Source organism: Nocardia sp. NPDC004278 (genome assembly GCF_053602975.1).
Genome location: NZ_JBSGEQ010000059.1, coordinates 1 through 24616, shown reverse-complemented (window position 1 = coordinate 24616; position 24616 = coordinate 1). Strand labels below are relative to the sequence as shown.

The following is a 24616-nucleotide window of genomic DNA, read 5'->3' as shown; positions in this document are numbered from 1 at the left end:
CAGTCGCTAACGGCCACGAGGGACGGTGCGGCGGAGTAACTTCGAGGCGTGGACCGGGACGCTGTCGAGAAATGGGTCGGTGGTTACGAACGGGCCTGGCGCTCGCCGGGCACCGGACTGCTCGGCGAGCTGTTCACCGACGATGTCGAATATCTGGTGTCGCCGTGGGCGGATCCCATTGTCGGTCTCGAACCGCTCGGGGTGTTCTGGGAGGCCGAGCGCAGCGGGCCCGATGAAGCGTTCACGATGGCCTCCAAGATTGTCGCGGTGCAGGATTCGACCGCTGTTGTCCGAGTGAGCGTGGAGTATCGGTGGGATACGCTCTCGCGCTGGCGTGATCTGTGGGTGTTGCGGTTCGACTCCGACGGTCGGTGCACCCGCTTCGAGGAATGGCCCTTCGCCCCGGAACAGCCCGACGGGCATTAGCTGCGGCGGCTACCAGGAATCGTTGGCATTGAGCGCGGTCAGCAGGAGCCGGATGGCCGCAACGCGACGTTCCTTGCCGGGCAATGCATCCAATGCGCATTCCGGATCCGTGGGCGGACCGAGGTGGGTACAGCCGCGCGGACAGTCCTCGATGGCGGATGCCAGATCGGTGAAGGCGGCGATGACATCGTCGGGGGTGATATGGGCCAGGCCGAAGGAGCGGACACCGGGCGTGTCGATGACCCAGCCACCCCCGGGGAGTGGCAGGGCGACGGATTGGGTCGAGGTGTGCTTGCCCTTGCCCACCCCGGAGACCTCGCCGACGGCTCGATCCGCATCGGGGACAAGGCGATTGACCAGTGTCGACTTGCCGACGCCGGAGTGGCCGATGAAGGCGGTGAGACGGTCGGTGAGCAGCTCGAGGACCGGTTCGAGTGGGTCGTCGATGCCGCCGTAGATAATGGTGAGATCGAGATCGTCAAAGGCGGCGGCGAATTCGGATTCGGCCGCTAGATCGTGTTTGGTGAGACACAGAATCGGTTGCAGCCCACCGGCATATGCGGCGACCATGGCCCGTTCGACGAATCCGGTGCGCGGCGGCGGGTCGGCGAGGGCGACGACGATGAAGAGTTGTTCGGCATTGCCGACGACGATCCGCTCGAAGGGATCGGTGTCATCGGCGGTGCGGCGCAATACCGTTCGGCGTTCGGCGACGCGGACGATGCGCGCGAGCGTATCGGGTCTTCCGGAGAGATCGCCGACCACGTCGACCTGGTCGCCGACGACGATCGGGGTGCGGCCGAGTTCCCTGGCCCGCATGGCGACGATCAGCTTGTCCGGATCGCCGTCGAGCACACAACCCCAACGGCCGCGGTCCACCGAAACGACCATGGCCGATTCCGCATCATTGTGCTGCGGACGGGTTTTCGTGCGTGGACGCGACGATCTGCCCGGGCGTACCCGGACATCCGACTCGTCGTACTCGCGTTTTCTCAGCGGGCCGCTCCCTGATTCGAGAGCGTCGGATCGAGCATCTGCTCCCACAGGCCGATGAATCCGGGCAGCGTCTTGGCCGTGGTGCCGATATCCTCGATCGCTACACCCGGCACCCTCAGTCCGAGAATCGCACCGGCGGTTGCCATTCGGTGGTCGGCGTAGGAATGCCAGTTGCCGCCGTGCAGCGGGGCCGGGGTGATCTCCAGTCCGTCCTCGGTCTCGGTGACATTGCCGCCGAGCCGGTTGATCTCGGTGGAAAGGGCCGCGAGCCGATCGGTCTCGTGCCCGCGCAGGTGCGCGATGCCGCGCAGCCGGGACGGCGAATCCGCCAGTGCCGCAAGGGCGGCCACGGTCGGGGTCAGCTCGCCCACATCGTGCAGATCGATGTCGATACCGGCGAGCCGTTCCGGGCCGCGCACGGTCAGCAGGCCGTCGAAGCGGGTCACCTCGGCGCCCATGCGCACCAGGATCTCCCGGATCACGTCACCGGGCTGGGTGGTCAGGCGCGGCCAATGCGGAATGCGGACCTCGCCGCCGGTGATGGCGGCCGCCGCGAGGAAGGGCGTGGCATTGGACAGATCCGGCTCCACATCCCAGTTCACCGCGCGGATCGGGCTGGGTGCGACGGTCCAGGTCTGAGCCTTGCGGCTATCGATGGGTGCCTCGACGGCGACCTCGGCGCGCCGCAACATCTCCACCGTCATCTCGATATGCGGCATGGAGGGCAGCGCCTTGCCGTCGTGGTGCACCACTATGCCCTCGTCGAAGCGGGCCGCCGACAACAGCAGACCGGAGACGAACTGCGACGATCCGGAGGCATCGATGGTGACCGCGCCGCCGCGCAGGGCACCCTTGCCGTGCACGGTGAACGGCAGTGCGTCGCCCTCGATATCCGCGCCGATGCGGCGCAATGCGTCCAGGATGGTGGCCAGCGGGCGGACCCGGGCCTGCTCGTCACCGTCGAAGGCGGCATCGCCGGTGGCCAGGGCCGCGACCGGCGGCAGGAACCGCATGACGGTGCCCGCCAACCCGCAGTCGACGGTGCCGCCGTGCAGCGGCGCTGGCGTCACGGTCAGCGTGTCCCCATCGCCTTCGATCCGTGCGCCCAATGCCCGCAGCGCGCCGATCATGAGTTCGGTATCGCGGCTGCGTAGCGCGCCGGAGATGGTCGAAGGGCCCTCGGCGAGCGCGGCCAGGATCAAGGCCCGGTTCGTGATCGATTTCGATCCGGGCAAGGTCACGGTCGCGTGCACGGGTACATCGACATGGGGCGCTGGCCAGAAACTCACCCGTCCATCTTCGCCCATCGCGAACCTGGACACACGGGCGGTGTTGGATTTGCCGCGCCTGCTCTGTCTAATTGCAGCGCCTGCGGCGCATGCGCTTCGACGACTCGGACGCGAGACGGGCCGCGAACGGTCGCTCGTAAGACTCGCTCCCTTGTGGTCGCCTCGACTGGGCAGTTCGGCGCTCGAGGTGCACCGGCCAGTGATCGGATTCGCGCCTGCGGCGCATGCGCTTGGGCGGGTTCGGCTGAGTTCGATGGCCGCGCCTTTGCGGAGACGCAACGGACTGCGAACTCGTGAGATTCGCTCGGTGGTGGTTAACGGTGTGAGTGGGCTCGCCAGGAAAGACGAGCCCGACGCACAAACCTACTTGTGGCGTCCGTGCAGGATGGGGACCAGGCGGCGCAGGAGTTTCATGGTGGACTTGGTCCGCGAGTAGCTGAGCAGCGCCATGCCGGGAATCGCGAAGCGCTGCACCGCGATCGAATGCGGACGGGCGAATTCGCGCAGGCCCGGCTCGCCGTGGATGCGGCCGATACCGGAATCGCCGACGCCGCCGAAGGGCAGGCCCGCGATGGCGGCGAAGGCGAGCACGGAGTTCACCGAGGTGGCGCCGACGCGCAGTCGACGGGCGATATCCAGGCCGTTCTTCTTCGAGTAGACCGCCGAGGACAGGCCGTACTTGGACTTGTTCGCCAGCTCGACCGCCTCGTCGACGCTGTCCACCGTCCGGATGGTGACGGTCGGGCCGAAGGTCTCCTCGGCGACCGCCTCGGAGCTCTCGTCCACATCGACGAGCACGACCGGCTCGATGAACGGTCCCTTGACCGACTCCGGCCCGCCGAGTACCGCGGTGCCACCGCTCTTCAGCGCATCGTCGATATGGCGGCGCACGATATCGATCTGGCTGGGCATGGTCATCGGTCCGTAGGCGGCATCGGAGCCCGAGCCCGGCTTGATGTCGATCAGGATGCGCTTGACCTCGGCGACGAAGTCATCGCGAACCGAGCGATCCACGTACACCCGCTCCACTCCGGCGCAGGTCTGGCCGCTATTGGCGGTGGCGCCCCAGGCGACCGCGTCGGCGGCGGCCTTGATATCGGCATCGCCCGCGACGATCACCGCGTCCTTGCCGCCGCATTCCAGCAGTACCGGGGTCAGTGATTCGGCGGCCGCGGCCATGATCTTCTTACCGGTCGCGGTCGAGCCGGTGAACGCGATCTTGTCCACGCCGGACTTGACCAGTTCCGCGCCGGTCGCGCCGTAGCCGTTGATGGTTTCGAAGATCCCTTCCGGCAGCTCCGGATTGGCCTTCTTGAACGCGTCGGAGAGGAAATTGCCGATGCTGGTGGAGAATTCGCTCGGCTTGAAGACCACGGCGTTGCCCGCGGCGAGCGCGTAGGCAATGGAGCCGTTCGGGGTGTAGACCGGATAGTTCCACGGGCCGATCACGCCGATGACGCCGAGCGGGCGCTGCTCCAGCCGGGCCGAGAAGTTCGCCATGAACGCCCCGGGGGCGATCTTCTTGGGCGCGAGAACTTTCTTGGCATTCTTGGCCGCCCAGGCGATGTGCTCGAGTGCGAGCATCAACTCCAGGAACGCGTCGTCGAGCGGTTTGCCGTTCTCCCTGTGGATCAGCGCGGTGAATTCCTCGGAGTCCGCGACCAGCTGGCTCGACCAGCGCAGCAGATGTTTGCGCCGCAAATCGAAGCTCAGTCCACCCCAGGTCGCGGCGGCACTGCGGGCCTTGGCGACGGCCGCGCGCACCGCGTCGGCATCGGCGATGGTGTGTGTGCCGATGACCTCTCCGGTGGCCGGATCGACCGATTTCAGCGCCGTCTCCGGTGCCGCTGGGGTGGTCTCGATGGTTGTCACGGTGGGTCTCTCCTCTTGCCGAGATAAGTTAACGGCCATTCCCTTGAGATGATGCTATGTCACAACTCTCACCAGGTCACCACGTACCATCAATTCTTCCCGTGTGTGTCGGCGCCTAGTGGAAGTATCGAGATATGTGTGGCAGATATGCGACAACTACCGATCCCGGTCGGCTCGCCGTCGAGCTCGATGCCATCGACGAGACTCCTGCCGGCAACGGCGGCGGGTTCACCAACTACAACGTCGCGCCGACCACCCAGGTGCTCACCGTGGTCGAGCGGCACGAACACGGCCATCCGGACGATGAGGCCGAGCTGCGCATCCGGCGGATGCGCTGGGGCCTGATCCCAGTGTGGACCAAGGCTGCCGAACCCGGGGTGCCGGTGAAGGGGAAGCCGCTGTTCAACGCCCGCGCCGATAAGGCCACGACCACGGCGTCGTTCCGGGATGCGGTGAAGTACCGCCGCTGCCTGGTACCGATGGACGGCTGGTACGAGTGGCTGGTCGAACCGGATGCCGCAGCCAAGGGCAAGGTCGCCAAACATCCCTATTTCATGGCGAATGCCGATGGATCGCGGCTGTATATGGCCGGGCTGTGGTCGGTATGGCGGGACCGCTCACTGCAGGCGAGCGAACCGCTGCTGTCCTGCACCATCCTGACCACCGACGCCGTCGGCGAGCTCACCCACATCCATGACCGGATGCCGCTGCCGATGCCGCGCGAGCATTGGGCTGCCTGGCTGGATCCGGACCATCCGGCACCGGCCGCGCTGCTCGAGACGCCGAGCGTCGAGTCGGTGGCGGGCATTGTGGCGCGTCCGGTTTCGTCGCTGGTCAACAGCGTGCGCAATAACGGCCCGGAGTTGCTGGCGCCCTTGGACATTCAGGCGGGTACGGAAAAGGCCGGGCAGATCAGCTTGCTGTGATCGCCCGGCCCACCGTGCATCGACTCAGAGCTGGCACTTCACGCTGTTCGTCACGATATTCAGCACGCACTTGACGATATTGCCGGCCAGGACGGCCATACCGCCGGCCATGTCGATGACCTTGCTAGCGACCCCGCCGCCCAGCTTCTCGGCCTTGTCGGCCCGCTCATCCTTCTTCGGGGGGCCGTCCTTCTTCGGCGCGTCGTCAACGACGTGCTCGTTGAACGGGAAGTCGTTGACGTCGATCACCAGGGGACCGCCCGGTGCGGCGGTGGCCGTCGGCGCGGACAGCGCGGCCGGGCCGAGGGCGAGTAGGGGAACTCCGAACAGGGTGACGATCACGGTGCACAATCGCTGGCGCGCGGACATTTCGCATCCCATCCTCGAGTCGGACGATCTTGGCCCGTTCAGTAACGCATAAATGTTGCTGGCTCGGTGCTGCTTTATCCCGTTTATCCCGATGTGACCGGTGCGGTGACCGCGTCGGTGAGTCGGACCAGATCGGCTGGCGCCAATTCGATCTCCAATCCGCGCCGTCCTGCGCTGCACAACATGCGGTCCCAGGCCAGCGCCGAGGCATCGACGACGGTCGGCAGCAGCTTGCGCTGGCCGAGCGGGGAGATGCCGCCGAGCACGTAACCGGTGATTCGCTCGGCCTTCGCCTTATCTGCCATCGCCGCCTTGGGCGCGCCAAGCGCGGCGGCGGCCGCCTTGAGCGACAAGGTGTTCGGCACCGGCAGCACCGCGACCGCGAGTGCGCCGGTCGACAATTCGAGCACCAGCGTCTTGAAGATCTGCGCCGCCGTCACACCGACCTCGGCGGCGAGGGCGTCGACGGCCTCCGCGCCATAGGATTCGGCGCGCGGATCGTGTTTGTAGCTGTGCACGCGATGGGCGACACCGGCCTTGGCCAGGGTGCGGATCGCCGGGGTCGAGGCTCCTGCCATGCGGTCACCCTAGCGGCGCGGTAACCCGGTTCGGCAAACCGTTTTCGGTGCGCAGAGTTCGCTGTGGGAACACACTCGGGCACCCGCATGTTGCATGCGAATACAGAATCCCCGAACAGCAGTACGACGTGAAGGAGAGGTCGGTGCCCGTTCTGCTCGAAGAGCGCCCGGTGGCGTCAGCTGTGCTGGATATGCGACACATTCGGCCCCCGGCGTTATCGCGCTCCGCCGCCGCCTTCGGGCACGTCGATGGTGCCGCGGGGGACGCTCGGTTCCCACTCGATCCGACCGCGCCTGTAGATTTGGCAGGTACGGCGATCGAAGGGATTGGTGTGACGAGCGACGATGACGTGGTGACCGACGGTGCGGTCGGCGCCGCGGTCGACGATACCGAGCTGGTGCAGCGGTTCGAGCGCGATGCGCTCCCGTTGCTCGACCAGCTCTACGGTGCCGCGCTGCGCATGACCCGGAATCCGGCCGATGCCGAGGATCTGGTTCAGGAAACCTACGTCAAGGCGTTCCAGGGCTTCAAATCCTTCAAAGAGGGCACCAATCTGCGTGCCTGGCTCTACCGGATCCTGACCAACACCTACATCAACTCCTACCGCAAGAAGCAGCGCCAGCCCGCGCAGTACCCGACCGACGAGATCACCGACTGGCAGCTCGCGGCCACCGCCGAGCACACCTCGACCGGCCTGCGTTCGGCCGAGGTCGAGGCGCTGGACGCGCTGCCCGACGATGACATCAAGGCCGCGCTGCAGGAGCTGCCGGAGGAGTTCCGGATGGCGGTGTACTACGCCGATGTCGAGGGCTTCCCGTACAAGGAAATCGCCGACATCATGGGCACTCCCATCGGTACGGTGATGTCCCGGCTGCATCGCGGCCGCAAGCAGCTCAAGGGTTTGCTCGCCGATGTGGCGCGCGAACGTGGATTCAACCGCAACGGCGCGGAACGCCAGGAGGTCAAGCAGTGAGTACAGAGCGTGACCCCGATATGGAGTTGGACTGCACGGCGGTACTGGCCGATGTCTGGCTGTTGCTCGACAACGAGTGCGACCAGGCCACGCGCGAGCGGCTGCAGCACCACATGGAGCACTGCTCGCCGTGCATCGAGGCCTACGGCATCGAGGAGAAGATCAAGAGCCTGCTGAGTCGCAAGTGCGGTGGCGACCGGGCACCGGATACGCTGCGCGATCGGCTGAGCGTGGAGATCCGTCGTTCCGTCACGGTGACGCGAGTCGAGACCACCGAGTAGTCCCGCCTGGTTGCGCTCAGCGCCCTGGACACAGAAAACAGCTCCGCAACACAAAAACACCGAGCGCCACATTCTTCCTGGTGGAAGTTGCTGGCCCTCGGTGTTTTTCGTATTCGTTACGGCTCAGGCGTTAGGACGCTTGCCGTGGTTGGCTGCGCTTCCCTTGCGGCTGCGCTTCTTACGACCACGCTTACCCATCGGTAGTCTCCCTTCTGCGGATCACCCCCGCGTCCGCGGGGAGCACTCTGATCGAAGGTCATTGTTCCATGTGTGGTTGGCTGTACCTTCAGCGGATACAAGCGAACCAACGAATGGGGTGTCATGGCTGAGGAAGTGCTCTCGGAGCTGGTGTCGGTTGTACAGGAGATCGTCGTTGCCGAGGGTGACGAGGTGCGCGAGGGTGACACGCTGGTGATCCTCGAGTCGATGAAGATGGAGATCCCGGTGCTGGCCGAGAGCGATGGCACGGTGACCTCGATCGGCGTCAAAGCGGGCGACGCGATCAAGTCCGGGCACCTAATCGCTGTCATCTCTTAATATCTGGAGCGAGTATCTAGAGCGGGTAGACCGAATATGGCGACACTGAGTGAGCTGCTGGCCGAACACACCGACCTGCCCGGTGTCGCCGTTGACCATCTGCAGCGGGTGGTCGGAGATTGGCAACTGCTCGCCGATCTGTCCTTCGCGGATCTGCTGCTGTGGGTCGGCGCTGGCCCCATTGCCGACGGCGCGGATATCGTCTGCGTCGCGCAGTGCCGCCCGACGACGGCGCCCACTGTTCATCCCGAGGACCGGGTGGGTGGCATCGCCTCGCAGGCCGATCACCCGCAGGTTTTCGATGCGCTGATGACCGGCAAGATCGTGCGCGCGGATAGCGAGGTCGAGGCCGAGGGCGTCTACCATCCGCATCCGGTGCACGCGACCCGTGAGGCCATTCCGGTGCGCTGCGGTGACGATGTGATCGCCGTGCTCAGCCGCGATACCGATCTGCAGCGTTCGCGGGTGCGCAGCGCGCTGGAGGTCGCCTATGTGGCCTGTGCCGACGATCTGTGTCAGATGATCGCCGACGGCACCTTCCCGACCACCGAGGACCGCGCCGCGACACATTCCAGCCCGCGCGCTGGCGACGGCTTTATCCGCCTCGATACCGATGGCATCGTCGTCTACGCCAGTCCGAATGCGCTGTCCGCCTACCACCGGATGGGGCTGCAGTCCGATCTTGCGGGCCAGGATCTGGCCGTCACCACTCGCTCGCTGATCACCGATCCGTTCGACGCGCAGGAGGTCGTCGGGGATATCCAGGCCGCGCTGGCCGGACGCACCGGACGCCGGATGGAGGTCGAGGCGCGCGGTGCCACCGTGCTGCTGCGCACCCTGGTGCTGCGCCCGCACGGCGAACTGGCGGGGGCGGCGGTGCTGGTCCGCGACGTCACCGAGGTCAAGCGCCGCGATCGCGCGCTGCTCAGCAAGGACGCGACCATCCGGGAGATCCACCACCGGGTGAAGAACAATCTGCAGACCGTCGCCGCGCTGCTGCGGCTGCAGGCGCGGCGCACCGAGAACGAGGAGGCGCAGGTCGCGCTGACCGAATCGGTGCGCAGAGTCACCTCCATCGCCTCGGTACACGAGATGCTGTCGATGTCGGTGGACGAAGAGGTCGATCTCGACGAGGTTGTGGACCGGCTGCTGCCGATCATGGCCGATGTGGCGACCGTGCACACCGCCAGAATCAAAGTGCGCCGTGCGGGTTCGCTCGGCGTCTTCTCCGCCGAACGCGCCACCCCGCTGGTGATGGTGCTGACCGAATTGGTGCAGAACGCCATCGAGCACGCCTTCGATTCCGGCGAAAACGGCACTGTGACAATCCGTTCCGAGCGTTCGGCACGCTGGCTGGACGTGATCATCAGCGACGACGGTCGCGGCCTGCCACCGGGTTTCAGCCTGGAATCCTCCGACCGCCTCGGCCTGCAGATCGTGCGCACCCTGGTGACCGCCGAACTCGGCGGCTCCATCGGATTACACCCTGGCGCCGATATCGGTACCGACGCGGTGTTGCGCGTCCCACTGGGTCGCCGCTCGGGGCGCTGAGACGATCACGAACTCGGCGGCAATCACGAACTTGGCTGGTAGCCAATAGGATTCAGCTTCCGCCAGGGGGCCGCGCCGCAGGCGCGGCAAATCGGATACGGGCACAAAATAGCCCGGCACCTTGGTGCCGGGCTTGACTGCGTTACCGGGCCGGGCTGGAAGGTCCGGTAACGCTTGTCGTCCTACTAGACGACGGTGCGGGTCCGGGTGCGAGCGTTGCGACGCTTGAGCGCCCGACGCTCGTCCTCGCTCATTCCACCCCACACGCCCGCATCCTGCCCGGACTTCAGGGCCCAGGACAGGCAATCGGCGGTAACGGGGCAGCGAGCGCAGACCAGCTTGGCATCGGCAATCTGCGCGAGCGCAGGACCGCTGTTACCCACCGGGAAGAACAGCTCGGGGTCCTCGTCGCGACAGATGGCCTTGTGGCGCCAGTCCATTCCTCTGCTCCTTTGCTGGGCGCCGCAAAGGGCGCCGATGGTTTGTGGATCGTTCACTTGTGCGACTCGAATGTTTCCGCACGGTTGCTTGTGAATGCTTTCACGAACACCGTAGATGTCAATAGGTATCTGGTGCACCGTGGGGAAGCTCACGCTCTCAAAGCCCCCCTACGGGGAACCTGCCCGGTCCTTTGTACTCGCTCTACCTGGTTTTCGCAGCACAACACCCGGATTTTTCGCGCGTTTCGCGCTCATTCCGGACGCGGAGCGACGACCTCGAGCACGTTCGGCACAGCTGTGAAATCCACCATGTTGCGTTTTCCGATAAAGTCGCCATCGATTTGCAGACCGATGGGTTCGCTGGCCACGATTCGCACGGTCGGTACATCGTCCTCGCGAAAGAGGTTGCGGGACTTAGGATTTCCGCCGGTAGCCAACAGCTGGCGGGCGAGTAGCAGGGTGGAGACCACCGACATCGACTGCACGGCAAACACGCCGAGACCCGTTTCGAAGGCCGTGCCCGGGTTGGTGTGCACCGGTGTGTCGTTCAGATAGGTCCACGGAGTCGCGTTCGTCACGAAGGCGTAATGGACGCCCTCGACGGGTTCGTATCCCGGAATCTCGAGCCGAACGGTCGGTTCCTTACCCTTCGCTTTGAAGAATTGTCGCACAGTTGTTCGAACATAGCGCGCGGGGGTGGCCGCATGACCATCGGCGCGACTGTTGTCGATCGCCTCGCACACGTCGGCGTCGAGGCCGACGCCCGCGCTGAAGCCGAACCAGCGGTCATCGGCCAGTCCGAGGCCGATTTTGCGGTCGCGGTCGAGAGTGAGCAGATCAATGAGCTGGTTGGTCGCGGTCACCGGATCCGGGGAGATGCCCAGTGCCCGCGCGAATACATTCGCCGAGCCGCCGGGGATCACGCCGAGCCGTGGCAGCCAGGCCTGTCCGTCGTTCAGTTCGGGTAGCGGCAGGAAACCGTTGATGGTCTCGTTGACCGTCCCATCGCCGCCGTGTACCACGATCAGATCCATCTCGTTGGTCGATGCCCACTGCGCCAACTCCGCCGCGTGGCCGCGATGCTGGGTATGCGCGACGGTCAGCTGTGTCCGGCTCTCCAACGCGTGCGCGAGCAGATCCCGAGTCGCTGGTGTAGTCGAGGTGGCATTCGGGTTCACGATCAGCAGCGTCCGCACCTTCGGAAGCCTAATCGGCTGCCGGCCCGGTCCGAAAAGCCGGGAAGTGCGTTCTAGGCTTGGCGCGTGGCGGACAGCGGCAAGGACGAGGTTGACAGCGGCGCGCGGGCCGAGGGCGTGCCGGCGACGGTGCGTGGTGCCGGCGGGTTGGTCGCGCTGGAGGGTGCGGTCGCGGTGATCGTGGCGATCGTGCTGATCGTGCGCGGACTGCTCGGGCACGATCAGAGTGCCGCCAGCGGGTACGGCACGGCCGCGTGGTTCGGCATTCTCGGCGGTGCGGTGCTCGCGGCCGGTATCGGTCTGGTGTTCGGACACCGGTGGGGACGGGCCATCGCCGTGATCGCGCAGGTACTGCTGCTGCCGGTGACCTGGTCGCTGCTGACCGATTCGCATCAGCCGGTGTTCGGCGCCCTGCTCGGCGTTGTGGTGATCGGCGCACTGGTGCTGTTGTTCGCGCCCGCGTCGAATCGCTGGATGGCGGGGGGATACCCGACGCCGCCGAGCTGACCGGCTTACGTCGGGTTTCCCCGGCCGCTGGATAGTGACCGGGATCGCTTCGCTCACCCGGTCGACGTTTGCCTATTCGGGGTTCGCGGATCCGAGCGAGCAGGGGTTCAGCGCACGGTGGCGTCGCGCAGTGCCCGACGGCACAGGTGATCGGCCTGCCGGGTGGTCTCGGGCTGGCGGTAGCGCGGGGTTAGTGCGAGCACCTGCGTGCATGCGGTGTCGAGGTCGATGAGATGTCCGACCGAGACGAATACCGGTTTGATGGCGCGCTGGGTGCGCAGGGCGCGCCCGACGAGCTGACCGTCCATGGTGATATCGCTGGTCGCACCACGTTCCGGGCCGGGCGTCCGATAGTCGCCCCACGGTGTCTTGGCGACGCCGATCGTCGGTGTGCCCGTGCGGATTCCGACATGGCAGGCCAGGCCGAAGCGGCGCGGGTGGGCCAGTCCCTGGCCGTCGCAAATGAGCAGATCCGGTGTGGTGTCGAGCTTTTCGAGGGCGGCGAGGGTGGTCGGCAGCTCGCGGAAGGCGAGTAGACCCGGCACGTACGGGAAGGTGACGGTACCGCGCGCCACCGCGGATTCGACGGGTTCAAGTGTGGCGCTGTCCAATACGACCACCGCCGTGGCGACGATGCCGGTCTCGTCGTCATAGGCCGAGTCGACTCCGGCGATGGTGCGGAACCGTGGTGGGCGCGGGTCGGACGCAATCACCAACGGTCGCAACGCATCCTGGACAGCTATCGCATCGTCCGCGGTGGTCGGCCATTCGGCCGGTGTGTCGACCTTCATCGCTGTACTCGAAATCCGAATTGCGCCAAGCTGATTCACTACCGAACGGATTCGGTCACCAGGCTTCGGCCGCGAGCTTGTCGATGGCCGCGCCGGTGAGGCGGTAGCCGACCCATTCGTCCTGGGGGTTGGCGCCGATGGATTTGTAGAACTCGATGGAGGGCGCGTTCCAGGTCAGCACCGACCAGTCGACCCGGCTGTAGCCATTGGCGGCGGCCTCCTCGGCGAGCGCGGCGAGCAGCGCCTTGCCGTACCCCTTGCCGCGGGTCTCCGGCTTGACGTACAGGTCCTCCAGGTAGATGCCGTGCACGCCGGTCCAGGTGGAGTAGTTCAGGAACCAGATCGCACAACCGACCACACCCGTCTCATCCGCGGCGACGTGGGCGAAGACCGCGGGCGACGGTCCGAACAGGGCGGCGTGCAGCTGTTCGGTGGTGAGTGTGCACTCGTCGCGGGCCTTCTCGTATTCGGCGAGGTCCTCGACCAGGCCGACGAGCGCGGGTACATCGGCGGGGACGGCACGGCGGATCTGGCCGGGGTGAGTCATGGTGTGGCTCCATTGTTGGCGGGAACTAGGTTGTGCGCCAGGATGGTTCGATCCTCATGTTCGTACCCGAGGACGGTGATCGCGGCGGTGGACATGGCAAAGCGCCGCCCCTCCCGGATATCGAGTTCGGCCCAGCGGGCGATCAGTGCCCGGGAGAAATGACCGTGCCCGACCAGCACGATATCCCGGTCCGGCAGTGTGGGTTCGACCGATGCGAGCACGCGGTCGGCGCGGGCACTGACCTGTGCGGCGTTCTCGCCGCCCGGCACGGTTCCGGTCCAGATGGTCCATCCTGGATCGTGCTCGCGGATCTCGACGCTGGTCCGGCCCTCGTAGTCGCCGTAATCCCATTCGGCCAGATCGTCATCGACGACGGCATCGGTGAGTCCGGCAAGCGCCGCGGTGTGCACGGCACGCTGGCGTGGACTGGTGAGCACCAGCGGGTCGCGCAGCTTCAGCTCACTCAGCAGTCCGCCCGCGGCGCGGGCCTGCGCCGCACCGCGTTCGGTGAGCGGCAGATCGGTGCGGCCGGTGTGGCGTCGCTGCTTCGACCAGGTGGTTTCGCCGTGCCGGAGTAGGACCAGCCGGGCGTCGTCGAGTGCGGACATGGCTAGCCCGCCCCCCCGAATCTTTTGCCGGTCGTCGGTGCCTCGATCGTCATCTCCCGGGCCGGCGGCAAGTGGGGGCGGATTCTTGGGCGTGCCCGACGAGTTACCCATGTTCCTACTAAATCAGTCATCACGAGCCCAGTGCGTACATCTCGGCTCCGCGTTTCTCCAGTACGGTCGTGCCGAGTACGGCGAGCGAGATGGGGGAGCCGTCGTAGCCGGGGCGGGCCACCGGAATCCGGGTCACCTCGGTGCCCGAGGTGGGGTCGAGGACGGCGATCGCGCCGTCCACCGGCATGAGCAGTCGGCCCGCCATGAAGACCGGGCTGCCGAGTGCGCCGGGGGCGGCCCAGATCGGATCGAATGTGCTGGCGTTCAAGGCGATCAGGCTATTGCCGGTGAATACCAGGAACAGCGAGCTGATCCGGGTGGTGGTCGTCTTATCACTCAGTGGTGCGGAGAGTTGGTGCACCACCAGCGCATTCCCGGTGCTGTCGAAGACCTCGAGTCGCGGTGCGGTCGCCTCGGCGCCGGCGGTCGCCGCCGCACCGGGTAGGTACAGCACGATTCGGTTGTCGGACACCGCGATTACGCGCGCGTCGGGGGAGTCCGCGCCGGTTCCGTTGAGTATGTGCGAGCCGTACTCTTCGGGCACCGTGTTGTCCTTCGGTGCCGGATTGAGGACGGTCAGGCGGTCGGTGGGGTCTTCTGGGCAGCGCTCGAGTACGGCGAGCCGGGTGGAGCTCGAACTCGACGAGAGCAGTTTGCAGCCCTTGCGCGGCTGGGTTTTCACATTGACCGGTGCGTCGACGTAGCCGTATTCGATGGTGCGCACCAGATCCGAGCGCCACATTTCCAGCCGCCGCGGTCCCTGGGCCAGCACATAGGTGCCGTCTACGGATAGCTGCACCGCCGGATCCATATAGCTGCTGCGCGCGGTTCGCCGCGAACCGTCCTCACCGGCCAGCAGAATGGCCTGGCTGCAGCCGCGCTGATCCTTGTACACCGCGATCACCGTGCCGAATTGCGATTCGACGCCGCACAGGGATAGGTCGCGGCGATAGTGCCACAGGTCGGCGCCGGTGCGTGGATCGTGACCGGTGACCGTGCCGTCCGCACCGGTGACCACCGTGCCAGCGGCCACCAGCGCGCGATTCGCGGCGGGGTCGGCGGCATGCCAGAGCTCGTGCAGACTGGTCGGCACCTGATCCGCGGCCGCCGGAGTGGAAACCGGATGTTCGGCCGTCACCGACTCGCTACCCCTGGCGTCACTACGCGCCCACACCACGACCGCCGCGATCACCACGACCACGGCGATCGCGACTGCGGAGATGATGTCGGCGCGCGTTCGCCGCTCGGGTGCGAGCACGTTTGCGAGACTACAACGTGTCGGCCGACCGATGTGAGCGGCTCTCGTCCGGATTGCCCCCCACAGGCGCGCCCGTCCATGACGGACGCGCCCGGGTCTCGACTATGCCGATGCGGTAACCGTCGCGGGGGCGGTATCCGCGGCCACTTCGTCCGCGGGCTTGCGACGGCGGCGGCGACGGCGCGCGGGCTGATCGGTGGTGTCGGCCTCGTCGGAGCTGGTATCCGCCGCGGCGGGTGCGCCGTTTTCGTTGTCGCCGTTGCCATTCGACTCGGTGCCGGGCTCGGTGTCTCCGGCGGACCTGCGGCGACGGCGGCGGCGACGGGCGGGCTTATCCGCCGTGTCGTCGGCGTCATCGTTCGGCGCGGTGTCGGATGGTGCTGCGGCGGTATCGGTTTCGGCACCATCGAGCGCATCGCTGTCGGTGCCGTTGACCGCATCGTCGATCGGCTGGCCGCCGCGAGTGCGTCTGCGATTGCGCTTGCGCGGCGTGCGGGCGGGGCGCTCGACCACTTCGGCGTCCTCATCGCGCACCGGCTTGGCCTTGCGGATCGTGCCGGTGACGCCCTCGGGGATGCCCAGGTCCGAGAATAGGTGTGGGGAGCGTGAGTACGTCTCGACCGGGTCCGGGATGCCGAGGCCGAGGGCGGTGTCGATGGCGGCCCAGCGGTTCAGCTCGTCCCAGTCGATCAGCGTCACCGCGACACCGGTGCGTCCGGCCCGGCCGGTGCGCCCGATCCGGTGCACGTAGGTCTTCTCATCCTCCGGGCACTGGTAGTTGATGACGTGGGTGACGTCGTCGATATCGATGCCGCGCGCGGCGACATCGGTCGCGACCAGCACGTCGATGGTGCCCTTGCGGAATTTGGTGAGCGCCTTCTCCCTGGCGATCTGCCCGAGGTCACCGTGTACGGCGCCGACGGCGAAGCCGCGCTCGGCGAGATCGTCGGCGACCTTCTGTGCGGTGCGCTTGGTGCGGGTGAAGACCATGGTCGCGCCGCGGCTCCCGGCCTGCAGCACCTTGGCGATCAGCTCGCTCTTGTCCAGTGCGTGCGCCCGGTAGACGAACTGCGCGGTGCGGTCGTGCACGGCGGAGTCGTGTGGCTCCTCGGCGCGGATATGGGTCGGCCGGGTCAGGAAGGTGCGGGCCAGGGTGATGATCGGGCCCGGCATGGTGGCCGAGAACAGCATGGTCTGGCGCTGCGCCGGAACCATGCCGAGAATGCGCTCGATATCGGGTAGGAAGCCCAGATCCAGCATTTCATCGGCCTCGTCCAGGACGAGTACGCCGATCTTGCCGAGAATCAGGTGGCCCTGATCGGCCAGATCCATGAGTCGGCCGGGAGTTCCGACCACGACATCGACGCCCGCGCGCAGTGCGGCGATCTGGGATTCGTAGGGGCGGCCGCCGTAGATCGAGAGCACGCGCAGCTGACCCTGGTGGTTCTTCAGGTACTTGCTCGCGTTCTCCAGATCGTTGGTGACCTGGATGCAGAGTTCGCGCGTCGGCACGATGATCAGTGCCCGCGGGGTGCCGTCCAGCGGGGTCGTCCCGGAGTCGGCGGTGGTGATCCGGTGCAGCAGCGGCACACCGAATCCGAAGGTCTTTCCCATACCGGTGCGGGCCTGACCGATGAGATCTTCACCGGCGAGTGCCAACGGCAGGGTCAGTTCCTGAATTGCGAAAGTTCGTTCGATTCCGATCTCACCGAGTGCTCGCACGATTTCATCGCGAACCCCCAATTCGGTGAATGTCGGGGCGGTGTGGGATTCGTCCAGTTCGGCGGTCAGCAGCGTATCTGCCAGACCCGGTTCTTGTTCGACAGTGATCTTGCTCAGGTTCGTGCCTTCCTCGTTATCGCGTCACGCGCGCACGAGGCGTGGGGCGGACCGGTCGGTCCGCGACGACCACGTATCCGCCTGTGATACTCACCTCGGCCACTGCCCTTGATGTCGGCGGGAGCTCGTCGTCGTGTCGGCTACCTCGGGAGACATCGGCGCGGCGCAAGGGTGATGCGGATCTGGTGCGCGCACATATTCCTGAACGTCGAAAACCTCGCCGCCGGAACTCTGGCGCCCAGGTGATCGGCGCCTCGATGGGACGAAATTTCCGTTGTCCGCAGAGATTGTAGCGTGATATTGTGCACGGCTCGAATTGCCGCCACGATAGCGACCACATACGGGTCGCTGGAAAAGGTTCGCATTTCCGGGGCAAAAGTACGGTTTCCTCGGATGGTTCTTCGACGTACGCTGCGCCACATGGTAATTCACTTGGCGCGCCGAATCTGGACCACGATCGAACCGCTACATGATGTGGTGTATTTCGGTGCGGGTGTCAAGGAGGCCGGAGTCGCGCTCGGGTTGCGCGGATTCTGGCAGACCTACTTCGCGTTCCGGGCCGCTCCGCTCGGCGCGGTGAGCGCGGGCACGGTATCGGCGACCTTCGCCGGATTCCATCCCGATATGGTCGGCAAGGCGGTGCCCGACGCGTGGGCCAGGGCGACGCCGGGGGAATGTCTGGCGGCCCGGCTCGACTATTCGACCGGTCTGCTGCGCGGGGCCGGAGCCGGTGACGCCGAATGCGCCCGCGCGGTGGATCTGCTCGAACCGGTAGCGCGCGCGGCCGATGCGACCGGCCGGGCGCTCTACGCGGCGAATGCGGAATTGCCCCTGTCTGCCGATCCGGTGGCCGCGCTGTGGCAGCTCACCACCACACTGCGCGAGCATCGCGGTGACGGACATGTGGCGGCGCTGATCAGCCACGGGCTGACCGGATCGCAGGCGCTGGTACTGCAGGTGGCGGCGGGTAAGGCGCCCGAATCGGTGATGCGGCCCGCGCGCGGCTGGTCGGAGCAGGAATGGTCCGATATCGCCGACGAGTTGCGGGCGCGCAGGTTGATCGAAGGTGAGCCGACCGGCCCGGCGCTGACCGGCGCTGGCGCCGAATTGCTCGATCAGGTGGAGGCCACTACCGACGAGGCCGCCTGGAACGGCGCACTGTCGGCGCTGTCGCAGGACGCGATCGCCGAGTTGACCGATACGCTCGCGCCACTGGTGCAGCGCGTCCAGGAAAGCCTGGTGCCGCCGATCAGCCCGATCGGCATGGTGCAGAGCTGAATCGGCGTGGCGTACGGCGGAATATGCGGCGGTGCTCACAAAACGAACTTGCCTGTTACCGCCGGTACCGAGATGTGAGAGATTCTTGGGTGTGAGTCTCACCGACACCGTCACCATCGCTGCGCGCAATGCCTGGGCGCTGACCTTCGGCCAAGGCGTCGAAACACCGGATCCCGCCCCGTCGACGGTGCTGTGCGATGAACCACATCGACAGCTGCGCCGCTTCGATGCGGGTGAATCCGCCACTGCCGCAACGGATTCGGCGGTGCTGCTGGTGCCGCCGCTGGCCGCGCCCGCCAGTTGCTTCGATCTGCGCCCCGATCAGAGCGTGGCCAGATTCCTGCTCGAGACCGGCCGCACGCCCTATGTCGTCGACTATGGCGAGATCACCTTCGCCGACCGGCGGATGGGCTTCGAAACCTGGATCGACGACATCCTGCCGGAGGCGATTCTGCGCACCTCTGCCGATCGCGAGGGTAAACCCGTCGATCTGGTCGGCTGGTCCATCGGTGGCACCCTGGCGCTGCTGACCGCGGCGGCGCACGCCGAACTGCCGATCCGCTCCATCACCGCGGTCGGCTCGCCGCTGGACTACGACAAGATGACCGGCATTCCGCAGGTGCGCGCGGTCGCCAAATTGACCGGCGGCATCGCGACCTCGACCGCGGTGCGCGCAGCGGGCGGCATTCCGGCCACGTTGACCAGGTTCGCCTACCGGGTCACCGCATGGGATCGCGAACTCACCCGACCGTGGTTCGTCGCGAGCAATATCGCCCGCACCGAAACCCTGGCCAAGATGGAGTCCATCGACCGCTTCATGGCGCAGATGCCCGGCTATCCCGGCCGCTTCTACGGCCAGTTGTGGGGCCGCCTGATCCTCAACAATGACATCGGCCGCGGCGTCGTGCGGCTCGGCGAGCGCCGCATCGAGTTGGCCGAGGTGACCGCGCCGGTGCTGCTCGTCGGCGGACCCACCGATGTCATCACCCCGGCCGCAGCCGTCGCGGCCGGGCGGCGCACCCTCACCGGTGCGCGGTTCGTCCGCTACGAGACCGCCCCCGGCAGTCATCTCGGCATTCTCACCGGCGAAACCGCGCGCGAGACCACTTGGACCTATCTCGACAAGTTCCTGGCCGAGCTGTCCTGAGCCAGCGCCGGTTCCGGGCGTTCGCCGCCACGACTCCGACATGTACCGGGATGACGCTGACGCGTAACGGGCCGGGGCTAGGCTGTCTCGATATGGGAGCACAGTCATCCGCAGCGCTAGGAGCACGGCAAGCTGCCGCGCAGGGGGTTTCATTGTCCGGCTCGTCCTTCGCGGCCGATGATCTCGGCGTAGTCGACCTGTTCGCGGTGCTCGCCTACGGTGAGATCTCCGCGTTCTACCGGCTGGCCGAGGAGGCCAAACTATCGCCGACGCTGCGTGGCAGGGTGGCCGTCGCGAAGATGGCCGCCGCCGAGATGCGGCACTTCGAAACCCTGGAGTCCGCACTGGCCGAACGTGGCGTCGACATCTTCGACGCGATGGCGCCGTTCGTGCGTGCCCTGGACGCCTACCACGACTCCACCGATCCCTCGACCTGGCTCGAGTCGATGGTGAAGTTCTACGTCGGCGACGGTATCGCCGCCGACTTCTACACCGAGATCGCCGGTGCCCTTTCTCCCGAGGTCGCCGCCGTGGTCCGGGATGTGCTCGCCGAGACCAGCCACTCCGAATTCGTGGTCGAGGAGGTGCGCCGCGCGGTCGCGACGAGCCGCTCCGAGCGCGACCGGCTTACCCTGTGGGGCCGACGGCTGCTCGGTGAGGCGATCACCCAGGCGCAGTACGTGATGGCCCAGCGCGATGAGCTCACCGAGCTGGTGCTCAGCGCGACCGGTGATCTCAACGGCATTGCCGCGCTGTTCGAGCGCATGCAGGCCAGCCATGCCGAGCGCATGGCCGTGCTGGGCATCTGATCAGTCGTTCACGGCACGGACCAGTCGCAGGCCGGGGGATTGCGCCTGCGCCTGATCGGTGAGGCAGACGACGATGCTCTGATCACGGTCGCCGTTGAGCGTTTCGAACGGGATATCGATATGGCCGTGCTCGGGATGGTCGAAGCGCAGCGTGCCGGAGATCAGTTCGTCGACATGTTGTGGCTGCCAACGGCTTTCGAATTCCGGATATTCGCGCAGGGTGGCGATCAGGTCGAGTAGCCGGTCCTCGCCCGGCCAAAGCACGGTTGCGCGGCGCAGTGCGGCCGAGAAGCTGTCGGCCACCTCGTCCCAGTTGCGCAGTACCTGCTTGGCGCGCGGATGGGTGAAGGTGAACCAGGCCAGATTCGAGGTTTCCGGATCATCGAACAGCCCAAGGGGTTTCGCGATGGCCTCCCATGCCGGATTCCAGCCGAGCACATTGAGCCGTCGCCCGAGCACGAAGGCCGGAGTCGGCTGCAGTGCGCGCAGGATGGTCTGCATCGCGGATGTCGGATGTTCGGCAGCGGATTCGGTGGTGGGGCAGCGGGATTCGTTACTCGAAGTGACGGCGAGCCAGCCGAAGTGATGGCGATCCTTACCGTCGATCAGCAGCGCCTGCGCGAGCGCATCGATGACCGCACCCGAGGGGTTGGTATCGCGGCCCTGCTCCAGCCGGGCCAGATAGTCGGCGCTGACTCCGGCGCGCACCGCGACCTCTTCGCGGCGCAGGCCCGGGGTCCGGCGGCGGCGGCCCTCGGGGAGACCCACATCCGAAGGCCGCAATTGGGCGCGCCGCGCCACGAGGTACTCCGCGAAGGGGTTCGGTGCCATGCGTTTCATCGTGCCCTGTCCTGGGATGGTTAGCCGCGCCCTATGGGGTCCAGGATAACGGCGGTCTGGTTAACGGACCACGGTCCGGTCATGGTTTATCGCATGACATCTTCTACCGAATCCACCACCGCCACCGCGCTCGCCCCGGGTTCCTGGGCCCTGGACGCCATGCACTCCCAGGTCCAATTCACCATCCGCCACCTCGGCATCTCCAAGGTCCGCGGCAGTTTCAGCAAGTTCGAGACCGAGTTCGTCGTCGACGACAAAGGCTTCGCCACCCTCGGCGCCACCATCTACCTCGACTCCTTCGACACCGGCAATGCCGATCGCGACAACCACGTCCGGACCGCCGATTTCCTCGATGTCGCCAACCGCCCCACCCTGACCTTCCGCGCCGTCGAGCCGGTGCAGGTCGCCGAATCGTTCGTGGTCGAGGGCGAGGCCACCCTCGGTGGGATCACCAAGCCGGTCACCCTCGACGTGGAGTGGGGCGGTGTGCAGGTATTCGCCGGAACCGGGGACCGGCATGCGGGTTTCTCCGCGACCGGCGCCATCAAGCGCACCGACTTCGGCGTCGGCGGCCCGCTGCCCGGCATGCTCAGCGATACGGTCAAGATCGAGCTGGAAATCCAGCTCATCGAGCCCAAGTAGTGGCATTTCCGCCGAGCGGGTACGGCGTTCGCGACAGGCGAACGTCAGCCCGCGCGCTCGGCGCAGCGGGCTGTCGATTCCGGAAGTGACCACCGATTTCGCAGGTACATGGGTAACTCGTCGGGAACGCCCAGAGCTGAATTGTTGCCCGAGGCGTCGGCCGCGATGTGGATTTCGTGGCTGCTAGTGGGGCGCTGAATACCCGGGGAGGCGGGGGAGCATTAGCCTTGATTTCGACAGCACACAGGACTCTAGGTTCGGAGGTTGGCCGTGGAGGTCAAGATCGGTATTTCGGATAGCCCGCGCGAGCTCGTGATCAATAGCGGGCAGACCCCGGACGAGGTCGAGGCGCTGGTGTCCGGTGCGCTGAGCGGCGAGGGCGGCGTCGTCGCGCTCACCGACGAGAAGGGCCGCAAGTTCTTGATCCAGGCCTCGAAGGTCGCCTACGTCGAGATCGGCGCCGCCACCGGCGGTCGGGTCGGCTTCGCCGCCGTCTGAGCCGGACCGCGGCACGACAGCCAACAGCCCCCGCACTCATGCGAGTGCAGGGGCTGTTGTCATTTTCGTCCGAGGTGTCGGGCTCGGCTCAGTTGATCGGGTGCAGCGGCACGTGCGACAGACCGCCCCAGGCCAGTGCGACGGTGGTGTCGACCGCCTCTTCCTTCGGGATCGGCCGATCCGCCTCCAGCCAGTACCGCGCGGTGAACTGGCTGGTGCCGACCAGCCCGACCGCGAGGATCCGGGCCCGGTAGGGATCCAGGCCGGAATCGTGGGCGACCAGATCGAAGACCGCGTCCACACAGGCCTCGGTGGCCTGCTCGACCCGGCGCTGCACCTGCGGCTCGCTGATCAGATCGGATTCGAAAACCAGTCGGAAGCCCTGCATTTCATTGTCGACGAAGTCGAAGTAGGCCTGCACGGCCGCACGGACGCGCTGACGGTTGTCGGTGGTCGAGCGCAGCGCCTGGCGCACACTCGACACCAGCATGTCGACGTAGTTCTGTAGCACCGCCAGGTAGAGCTCGAGCTTGCTGGCGAAGTGCTGGTACAGCACCGGCTTGCTGACTCCGGCGCACTGCGAGATCTCGTCCATGCCAGCGGCGTGGTAACCGCGTTGCACGAAGATCTCACTGGCCGCCAGGAGTAGCTGTTGACGACGCTCGTCGCGCGGAAGCCGGGTACCGCGCTTGGTCGGCGCCATGGCGTCGGACGACGTTCTGCGCGACGTCATCCGGTCCACGAGGTCAGTCATTTCGGCTCTCCCAGTCGATGCCCCGGTTATATGGGGTTGTACACCGGGTATCCAAAGAACGATACCCGGTCGTAGCTCACATGCGGCTCGGGGCCGGAGATCAAGCCCACTCGGTGAGATATGTCGCACCCGTTCCGGCCCGTATCCGGCCCGGTTCAGCGGTATTGCCCCCTGTGAGACGCTGGTGAGTGTGACCGACCGCGCGGAAAGATCCTCCGGCGGCGGGCGAGATGAGCACCGCCCCGCTGGCTACACCGCGTTCGGTTCCGTAGTCTCGGGCCCTGTGGAAAGGCCGGACCCCGAGGTGCGTACGGGGGCAGCCGCTAGAAATGGTGCTGCTGCCCGAGCTCGCGTCGAGGTCTCCAACGACCGGTCGTCCAGACCCGGGGCGGCGCAGCGGGATAAGAACGATGTCGAGCTCTACGATCCGCTCGGCCTGTACGAACCGCCCGTCGATCGCTCCCATCAGCCGCTGCGAGCGCGCTGGGATCCCACCGCCGCCGACGAGAATCGCTCGCGCCCACCGAGACCGGAGCGCGATGCCAAGAAACAGAGCGCACTCGGTCGCTTCATCCGCACCTACGGCTGGCGTGCCTACGCCCTGCCCGTGCTGTTCGTGGTCACCGTGCTGGTGATCGTGGACGCGGTGCGCGGCGGCACCGATCCCGCGAAGATCGCAGCTGGCGCACCGGGATTCGGGCAGCTCAGTCCGCACACGGCCTCCGCTGGCATCATCGGCGCACCGCCCGGCGACGGCCACTTCCCGACCAACCTGCCGACCGGCGCGCTGCCCGACGGCGGACCGTTCACCGAAATCGGCGCGGGCACATGGCATGTGGTGCCCGGTAGCACCGTGCAGGTAGGCACCGGATCGGGATCCCAGTTCAAGTACACGGTCGAAATCGAGGACGGCATTGACACTTCCGGATTCGGCGGGGATGAATCCGTTGCCAAGATGGTCGACAGCACACTGAACAATCCAAAGAGCTGGGCGCACGACAGCAAATTCGCCTTCCGGCGCATCGATCACGGCGAACCGGACTTCCGCATTTCGCTGGCCTCCCGCGAATCCTCGCGCAAGGCATGCGGTTTCGATATTCCGATCGACTCCTCCTGTTTCAATGCCGACCTGCGCCGGGTTGTGTTGTCGGAGGTGCGCTGGGTGCGCGGTGCGCTGGCCTTCGAGGGCGATATCGGCTCCTACCGGCAGTACCAGGTCAACCACGAGGTCGGCCACGCCATCGGTTATCACCAGCATCAGCCGTGTGAGACCGACGGCGGGCTGGCGCCGGTGATGATGCAGCAGACCTTCGGCACCAAGAACAACGACATCGCCGCGCTCGACCCCGACGGCGTGGTCCCCATGGACGGCAAACGCTGCCGGTTCAACCCCTGGCCATATCCCCGCGGGTGAGCTCTGTTTTTGGCCGCGCCTCCGGCGCGGCGTGTTCGCGGCCCCCTTGGTCTCGCGTCCGAGCCGTCGAGACTCGCGTCGAGCGGGGGGCGTGGGTCGTGCTGGCCGACACCGGTGGCGTCGCCGAACACTACCTCG

At 66.5% G+C, this 24616-nt stretch carries 28 protein-coding genes; 13 read left to right on the top strand and 15 right to left on the bottom strand.

Translation table 11 applies throughout. The features are described 5' to 3' along the window. The first annotated feature begins 48 nt into the window (after nucleotides 1-48). On the top strand, nucleotides 49-426 hold the full coding sequence (locus ACWEO2_RS41900; RefSeq protein ID WP_452410465.1) for a nuclear transport factor 2 family protein: 378 nt from the start codon (nucleotides 49-51) through the stop codon (nucleotides 424-426). A 9-nt stretch (nucleotides 427-435) separates the two neighbouring features. Here ACWEO2_RS41900 and rsgA read toward each other — a convergent pair whose 3' ends face one another. From rsgA to ACWEO2_RS41885, 3 genes are all read right to left on the bottom strand, one after another. After that, nucleotides 436-1317, bottom strand: a complete 882-nt coding sequence (rsgA, locus tag ACWEO2_RS41895) for a ribosome small subunit-dependent GTPase A (protein ID WP_452410464.1) — start codon at nucleotides 1315-1317, stop codon at nucleotides 436-438. Nucleotides 1318-1418: 101 nt separating this feature from the next. Beyond that, nucleotides 1419-2729, bottom strand: a complete 1311-nt coding sequence (gene aroA / locus ACWEO2_RS41890) for a 3-phosphoshikimate 1-carboxyvinyltransferase (RefSeq protein WP_452410463.1) — start codon at nucleotides 2727-2729, stop codon at nucleotides 1419-1421. A gap of 345 nt (nucleotides 2730-3074) precedes the next feature. Then, complete coding sequence (locus ACWEO2_RS41885) at nucleotides 3075-4622, bottom strand: aldehyde dehydrogenase family protein (RefSeq protein WP_452410462.1); 1548 nt, start codon at nucleotides 4620-4622, stop codon at nucleotides 3075-3077. Between the two features lie 95 nt (nucleotides 4623-4717). Here ACWEO2_RS41885 and ACWEO2_RS41880 point away from each other — a divergent pair, with 95 nt between their 5' ends. After that, entirely contained in the window at nucleotides 4718-5509 is a 792-nt protein-coding gene (locus tag ACWEO2_RS41880) for an SOS response-associated peptidase (RefSeq protein WP_452410461.1), read from the top strand. A gap of 24 nt (nucleotides 5510-5533) precedes the next feature. Here the strand turns inward: ACWEO2_RS41880 and ACWEO2_RS41875 are convergent, their stop codons facing one another. Further along, a complete protein-coding gene (locus ACWEO2_RS41875) occupies nucleotides 5534-5878 on the bottom strand; it encodes a hypothetical protein (protein WP_452410460.1) in 345 nt (114 codons plus the stop codon). An 83-nt stretch (nucleotides 5879-5961) separates the two neighbouring features. After that, the gene (gene ybaK / locus ACWEO2_RS41870; protein WP_452410459.1) at nucleotides 5962-6456 is read right to left on the bottom strand and encodes a Cys-tRNA(Pro) deacylase; all 495 of its coding nucleotides are present in this window, start codon (nucleotides 6454-6456) and stop codon (nucleotides 5962-5964) included. A gap of 170 nt (nucleotides 6457-6626) precedes the next feature. Between ybaK and ACWEO2_RS41865 the strand changes: the two genes are divergently transcribed. After that, a complete protein-coding gene (locus ACWEO2_RS41865) occupies nucleotides 6627-7430 on the top strand; it encodes a sigma-70 family RNA polymerase sigma factor (RefSeq protein ID WP_452410472.1) in 804 nt (267 codons plus the stop codon). Between the two features lie 20 nt (nucleotides 7431-7450). After that, a complete protein-coding gene (rsrA, locus tag ACWEO2_RS41860) occupies nucleotides 7451-7711 on the top strand; it encodes a mycothiol system anti-sigma-R factor (RefSeq protein ID WP_354961574.1) in 261 nt (86 codons plus the stop codon). Between the two features lie 123 nt (nucleotides 7712-7834). On the opposite strand, the gene ACWEO2_RS41855 is transcribed toward rsrA, so the two are convergent. Next, the gene (locus ACWEO2_RS41855; RefSeq protein ID WP_095887907.1) at nucleotides 7835-7909 is read right to left on the bottom strand and encodes a 50S ribosomal protein bL37; all 75 of its coding nucleotides are present in this window, start codon (nucleotides 7907-7909) and stop codon (nucleotides 7835-7837) included. Nucleotides 7910-8032: 123 nt separating this feature from the next. On the opposite strand from ACWEO2_RS41855, the gene ACWEO2_RS41850 reads away from it, so the two are divergent. Both ACWEO2_RS41850 and ACWEO2_RS41845 read left to right on the top strand, forming a co-directional pair. Continuing rightward, on the top strand, nucleotides 8033-8248 hold the full coding sequence (locus ACWEO2_RS41850; protein WP_452410458.1) for a biotin/lipoyl-binding carrier protein: 216 nt from the start codon (nucleotides 8033-8035) through the stop codon (nucleotides 8246-8248). A gap of 36 nt (nucleotides 8249-8284) precedes the next feature. Continuing rightward, nucleotides 8285-9799 carry a sensor histidine kinase gene (locus ACWEO2_RS41845; RefSeq protein WP_452410457.1) on the top strand — a complete coding sequence of 505 codons (1515 nt, stop codon included), beginning with the start codon at nucleotides 8285-8287 and terminating at the stop codon, nucleotides 9797-9799. Between the two features lie 185 nt (nucleotides 9800-9984). Here ACWEO2_RS41845 and ACWEO2_RS41840 read toward each other — a convergent pair whose 3' ends face one another. Both ACWEO2_RS41840 and ACWEO2_RS41835 read right to left on the bottom strand, forming a co-directional pair. After that, on the bottom strand, nucleotides 9985-10239 hold the full coding sequence (locus ACWEO2_RS41840) for a WhiB family transcriptional regulator (RefSeq protein ID WP_011211115.1): 255 nt from the start codon (nucleotides 10237-10239) through the stop codon (nucleotides 9985-9987). Nucleotides 10240-10490: 251 nt separating this feature from the next. Beyond that, nucleotides 10491-11435: a diacylglycerol/lipid kinase family protein gene (locus tag ACWEO2_RS41835; protein ID WP_452410456.1), complete on the bottom strand. Its 945-nt coding sequence runs from the start codon at nucleotides 11433-11435 to the stop codon at nucleotides 10491-10493. A 66-nt stretch (nucleotides 11436-11501) separates the two neighbouring features. Here ACWEO2_RS41835 and ACWEO2_RS41830 point away from each other — a divergent pair, with 66 nt between their 5' ends. After that, nucleotides 11502-11942 carry a hypothetical protein gene (locus ACWEO2_RS41830; protein ID WP_355177022.1) on the top strand — a complete coding sequence of 147 codons (441 nt, stop codon included), beginning with the start codon at nucleotides 11502-11504 and terminating at the stop codon, nucleotides 11940-11942. Between the two features lie 107 nt (nucleotides 11943-12049). On the opposite strand, the gene ACWEO2_RS41825 is transcribed toward ACWEO2_RS41830, so the two are convergent. The 5 genes from ACWEO2_RS41825 to ACWEO2_RS41805 form a co-directional block, all read right to left on the bottom strand. After that, complete coding sequence (locus ACWEO2_RS41825) at nucleotides 12050-12733, bottom strand: endonuclease V (protein ID WP_452410455.1); 684 nt, start codon at nucleotides 12731-12733, stop codon at nucleotides 12050-12052. Between the two features lie 55 nt (nucleotides 12734-12788). Continuing rightward, entirely contained in the window at nucleotides 12789-13280 is a 492-nt protein-coding gene (locus tag ACWEO2_RS41820; protein ID WP_452410454.1) for an N-acetyltransferase family protein, read from the bottom strand. Then, the gene (locus ACWEO2_RS41815; RefSeq protein WP_452410453.1) at nucleotides 13277-13888 is read right to left on the bottom strand and encodes an acid phosphatase; all 612 of its coding nucleotides are present in this window, start codon (nucleotides 13886-13888) and stop codon (nucleotides 13277-13279) included. The genes ACWEO2_RS41820 and ACWEO2_RS41815 overlap by 4 nt, the downstream gene beginning before the upstream one ends. A gap of 130 nt (nucleotides 13889-14018) precedes the next feature. Next, nucleotides 14019-15257 carry an Rv3212 family protein gene (locus ACWEO2_RS41810; RefSeq protein WP_452410452.1) on the bottom strand — a complete coding sequence of 413 codons (1239 nt, stop codon included), beginning with the start codon at nucleotides 15255-15257 and terminating at the stop codon, nucleotides 14019-14021. Between the two features lie 102 nt (nucleotides 15258-15359). Continuing rightward, nucleotides 15360-17063: a DEAD/DEAH box helicase gene (locus tag ACWEO2_RS41805; protein ID WP_452410471.1), complete on the bottom strand. Its 1704-nt coding sequence runs from the start codon at nucleotides 17061-17063 to the stop codon at nucleotides 15360-15362. A 453-nt stretch (nucleotides 17064-17516) separates the two neighbouring features. Here ACWEO2_RS41805 and ACWEO2_RS41800 point away from each other — a divergent pair, with 453 nt between their 5' ends. From ACWEO2_RS41800 to ACWEO2_RS41790, 3 genes are all read left to right on the top strand, one after another. Then, entirely contained in the window at nucleotides 17517-18374 is an 858-nt protein-coding gene (locus tag ACWEO2_RS41800) for an SCO6745 family protein (protein ID WP_452410451.1), read from the top strand. Nucleotides 18375-18465: 91 nt separating this feature from the next. Further along, entirely contained in the window at nucleotides 18466-19521 is a 1056-nt protein-coding gene (locus tag ACWEO2_RS41795; RefSeq protein WP_452410450.1) for an alpha/beta fold hydrolase, read from the top strand. Nucleotides 19522-19613: 92 nt separating this feature from the next. Beyond that, nucleotides 19614-20330 (top strand): ferritin-like fold-containing protein, encoded by a 717-nt coding sequence (locus ACWEO2_RS41790; RefSeq protein WP_452410449.1) that lies wholly within the window; start codon nucleotides 19614-19616, stop codon nucleotides 20328-20330. Here ACWEO2_RS41790 and ACWEO2_RS41785 read toward each other — a convergent pair whose 3' ends face one another. Then, nucleotides 20331-21161, bottom strand: coding sequence for a helix-turn-helix transcriptional regulator (locus ACWEO2_RS41785; RefSeq protein WP_452410448.1), 831 nt, complete (start codon nucleotides 21159-21161; stop codon nucleotides 20331-20333). A gap of 102 nt (nucleotides 21162-21263) precedes the next feature. Between ACWEO2_RS41785 and ACWEO2_RS41780 the strand changes: the two genes are divergently transcribed. Together ACWEO2_RS41780 and ACWEO2_RS41775 are read left to right on the top strand one after the other, a co-directional pair. Beyond that, entirely contained in the window at nucleotides 21264-21812 is a 549-nt protein-coding gene (locus tag ACWEO2_RS41780) for a YceI family protein (RefSeq protein ID WP_452410447.1), read from the top strand. 270 nt (nucleotides 21813-22082) lie between these two features. Then, nucleotides 22083-22310 carry a DUF3107 domain-containing protein gene (locus ACWEO2_RS41775; RefSeq protein WP_062984284.1) on the top strand — a complete coding sequence of 76 codons (228 nt, stop codon included), beginning with the start codon at nucleotides 22083-22085 and terminating at the stop codon, nucleotides 22308-22310. Nucleotides 22311-22398: 88 nt separating this feature from the next. On the opposite strand, the gene ACWEO2_RS41770 is transcribed toward ACWEO2_RS41775, so the two are convergent. Further along, nucleotides 22399-23064, bottom strand: a complete 666-nt coding sequence (locus tag ACWEO2_RS41770) for a TetR/AcrR family transcriptional regulator (protein WP_452410446.1) — start codon at nucleotides 23062-23064, stop codon at nucleotides 22399-22401. Nucleotides 23065-23347: 283 nt separating this feature from the next. Here ACWEO2_RS41770 and ACWEO2_RS41765 point away from each other — a divergent pair, with 283 nt between their 5' ends. Continuing rightward, complete coding sequence (locus tag ACWEO2_RS41765) at nucleotides 23348-24478, top strand: DUF3152 domain-containing protein (protein ID WP_452410445.1); 1131 nt, start codon at nucleotides 23348-23350, stop codon at nucleotides 24476-24478. The last annotated feature ends 138 nt before the right edge of the window (nucleotides 24479-24616 follow it).

Coding starts and splice junctions, on each gene's coding strand:
- ACWEO2_RS41845 (WP_452410457.1), top strand. CDS start 8,285: ATGGCGACACTGAGTGAGCTGCTGGCCGAACACACCGACCTGCCCGGT.
- rsgA (WP_452410464.1), bottom strand. CDS start 1,317: ATGGTCGTTTCGGTGGACCGCGGCCGTTGGGGTTGTGTGCTCGACGGC.
- ACWEO2_RS41880 (WP_452410461.1), top strand. CDS start 4,718: ATGTGTGGCAGATATGCGACAACTACCGATCCCGGTCGGCTCGCCGTC.
- ACWEO2_RS41800 (WP_452410451.1), top strand. CDS start 17,517: ATGGTAATTCACTTGGCGCGCCGAATCTGGACCACGATCGAACCGCTA.
- ACWEO2_RS41875 (WP_452410460.1), bottom strand. CDS start 5,878: ATGTCCGCGCGCCAGCGATTGTGCACCGTGATCGTCACCCTGTTCGGA.
- ACWEO2_RS41790 (WP_452410449.1), top strand. CDS start 19,614: ATGGGAGCACAGTCATCCGCAGCGCTAGGAGCACGGCAAGCTGCCGCG.
- rsrA (WP_354961574.1), top strand. CDS start 7,451: ATGGAGTTGGACTGCACGGCGGTACTGGCCGATGTCTGGCTGTTGCTC.
- ACWEO2_RS41840 (WP_011211115.1), bottom strand. CDS start 10,239: ATGGACTGGCGCCACAAGGCCATCTGTCGCGACGAGGACCCCGAGCTG.
- ACWEO2_RS41780 (WP_452410447.1), top strand. CDS start 21,264: ATGACATCTTCTACCGAATCCACCACCGCCACCGCGCTCGCCCCGGGT.
- ACWEO2_RS41770 (WP_452410446.1), bottom strand. CDS start 23,064: ATGACTGACCTCGTGGACCGGATGACGTCGCGCAGAACGTCGTCCGAC.
- ACWEO2_RS41820 (WP_452410454.1), bottom strand. CDS start 13,280: ATGACTCACCCCGGCCAGATCCGCCGTGCCGTCCCCGCCGATGTACCC.
- ACWEO2_RS41885 (WP_452410462.1), bottom strand. CDS start 4,622: ATGGCCGTTAACTTATCTCGGCAAGAGGAGAGACCCACCGTGACAACC.
- ybaK (WP_452410459.1), bottom strand. CDS start 6,456: ATGGCAGGAGCCTCGACCCCGGCGATCCGCACCCTGGCCAAGGCCGGT.
- ACWEO2_RS41785 (WP_452410448.1), bottom strand. CDS start 21,161: ATGGCACCGAACCCCTTCGCGGAGTACCTCGTGGCGCGGCGCGCCCAA.
- ACWEO2_RS41825 (WP_452410455.1), bottom strand. CDS start 12,733: ATGAAGGTCGACACACCGGCCGAATGGCCGACCACCGCGGACGATGCG.
- ACWEO2_RS41850 (WP_452410458.1), top strand. CDS start 8,033: ATGGCTGAGGAAGTGCTCTCGGAGCTGGTGTCGGTTGTACAGGAGATC.
- ACWEO2_RS41815 (WP_452410453.1), bottom strand. CDS start 13,888: ATGTCCGCACTCGACGACGCCCGGCTGGTCCTACTCCGGCACGGCGAA.
- aroA (WP_452410463.1), bottom strand. CDS start 2,729: ATGGGCGAAGATGGACGGGTGAGTTTCTGGCCAGCGCCCCATGTCGAT.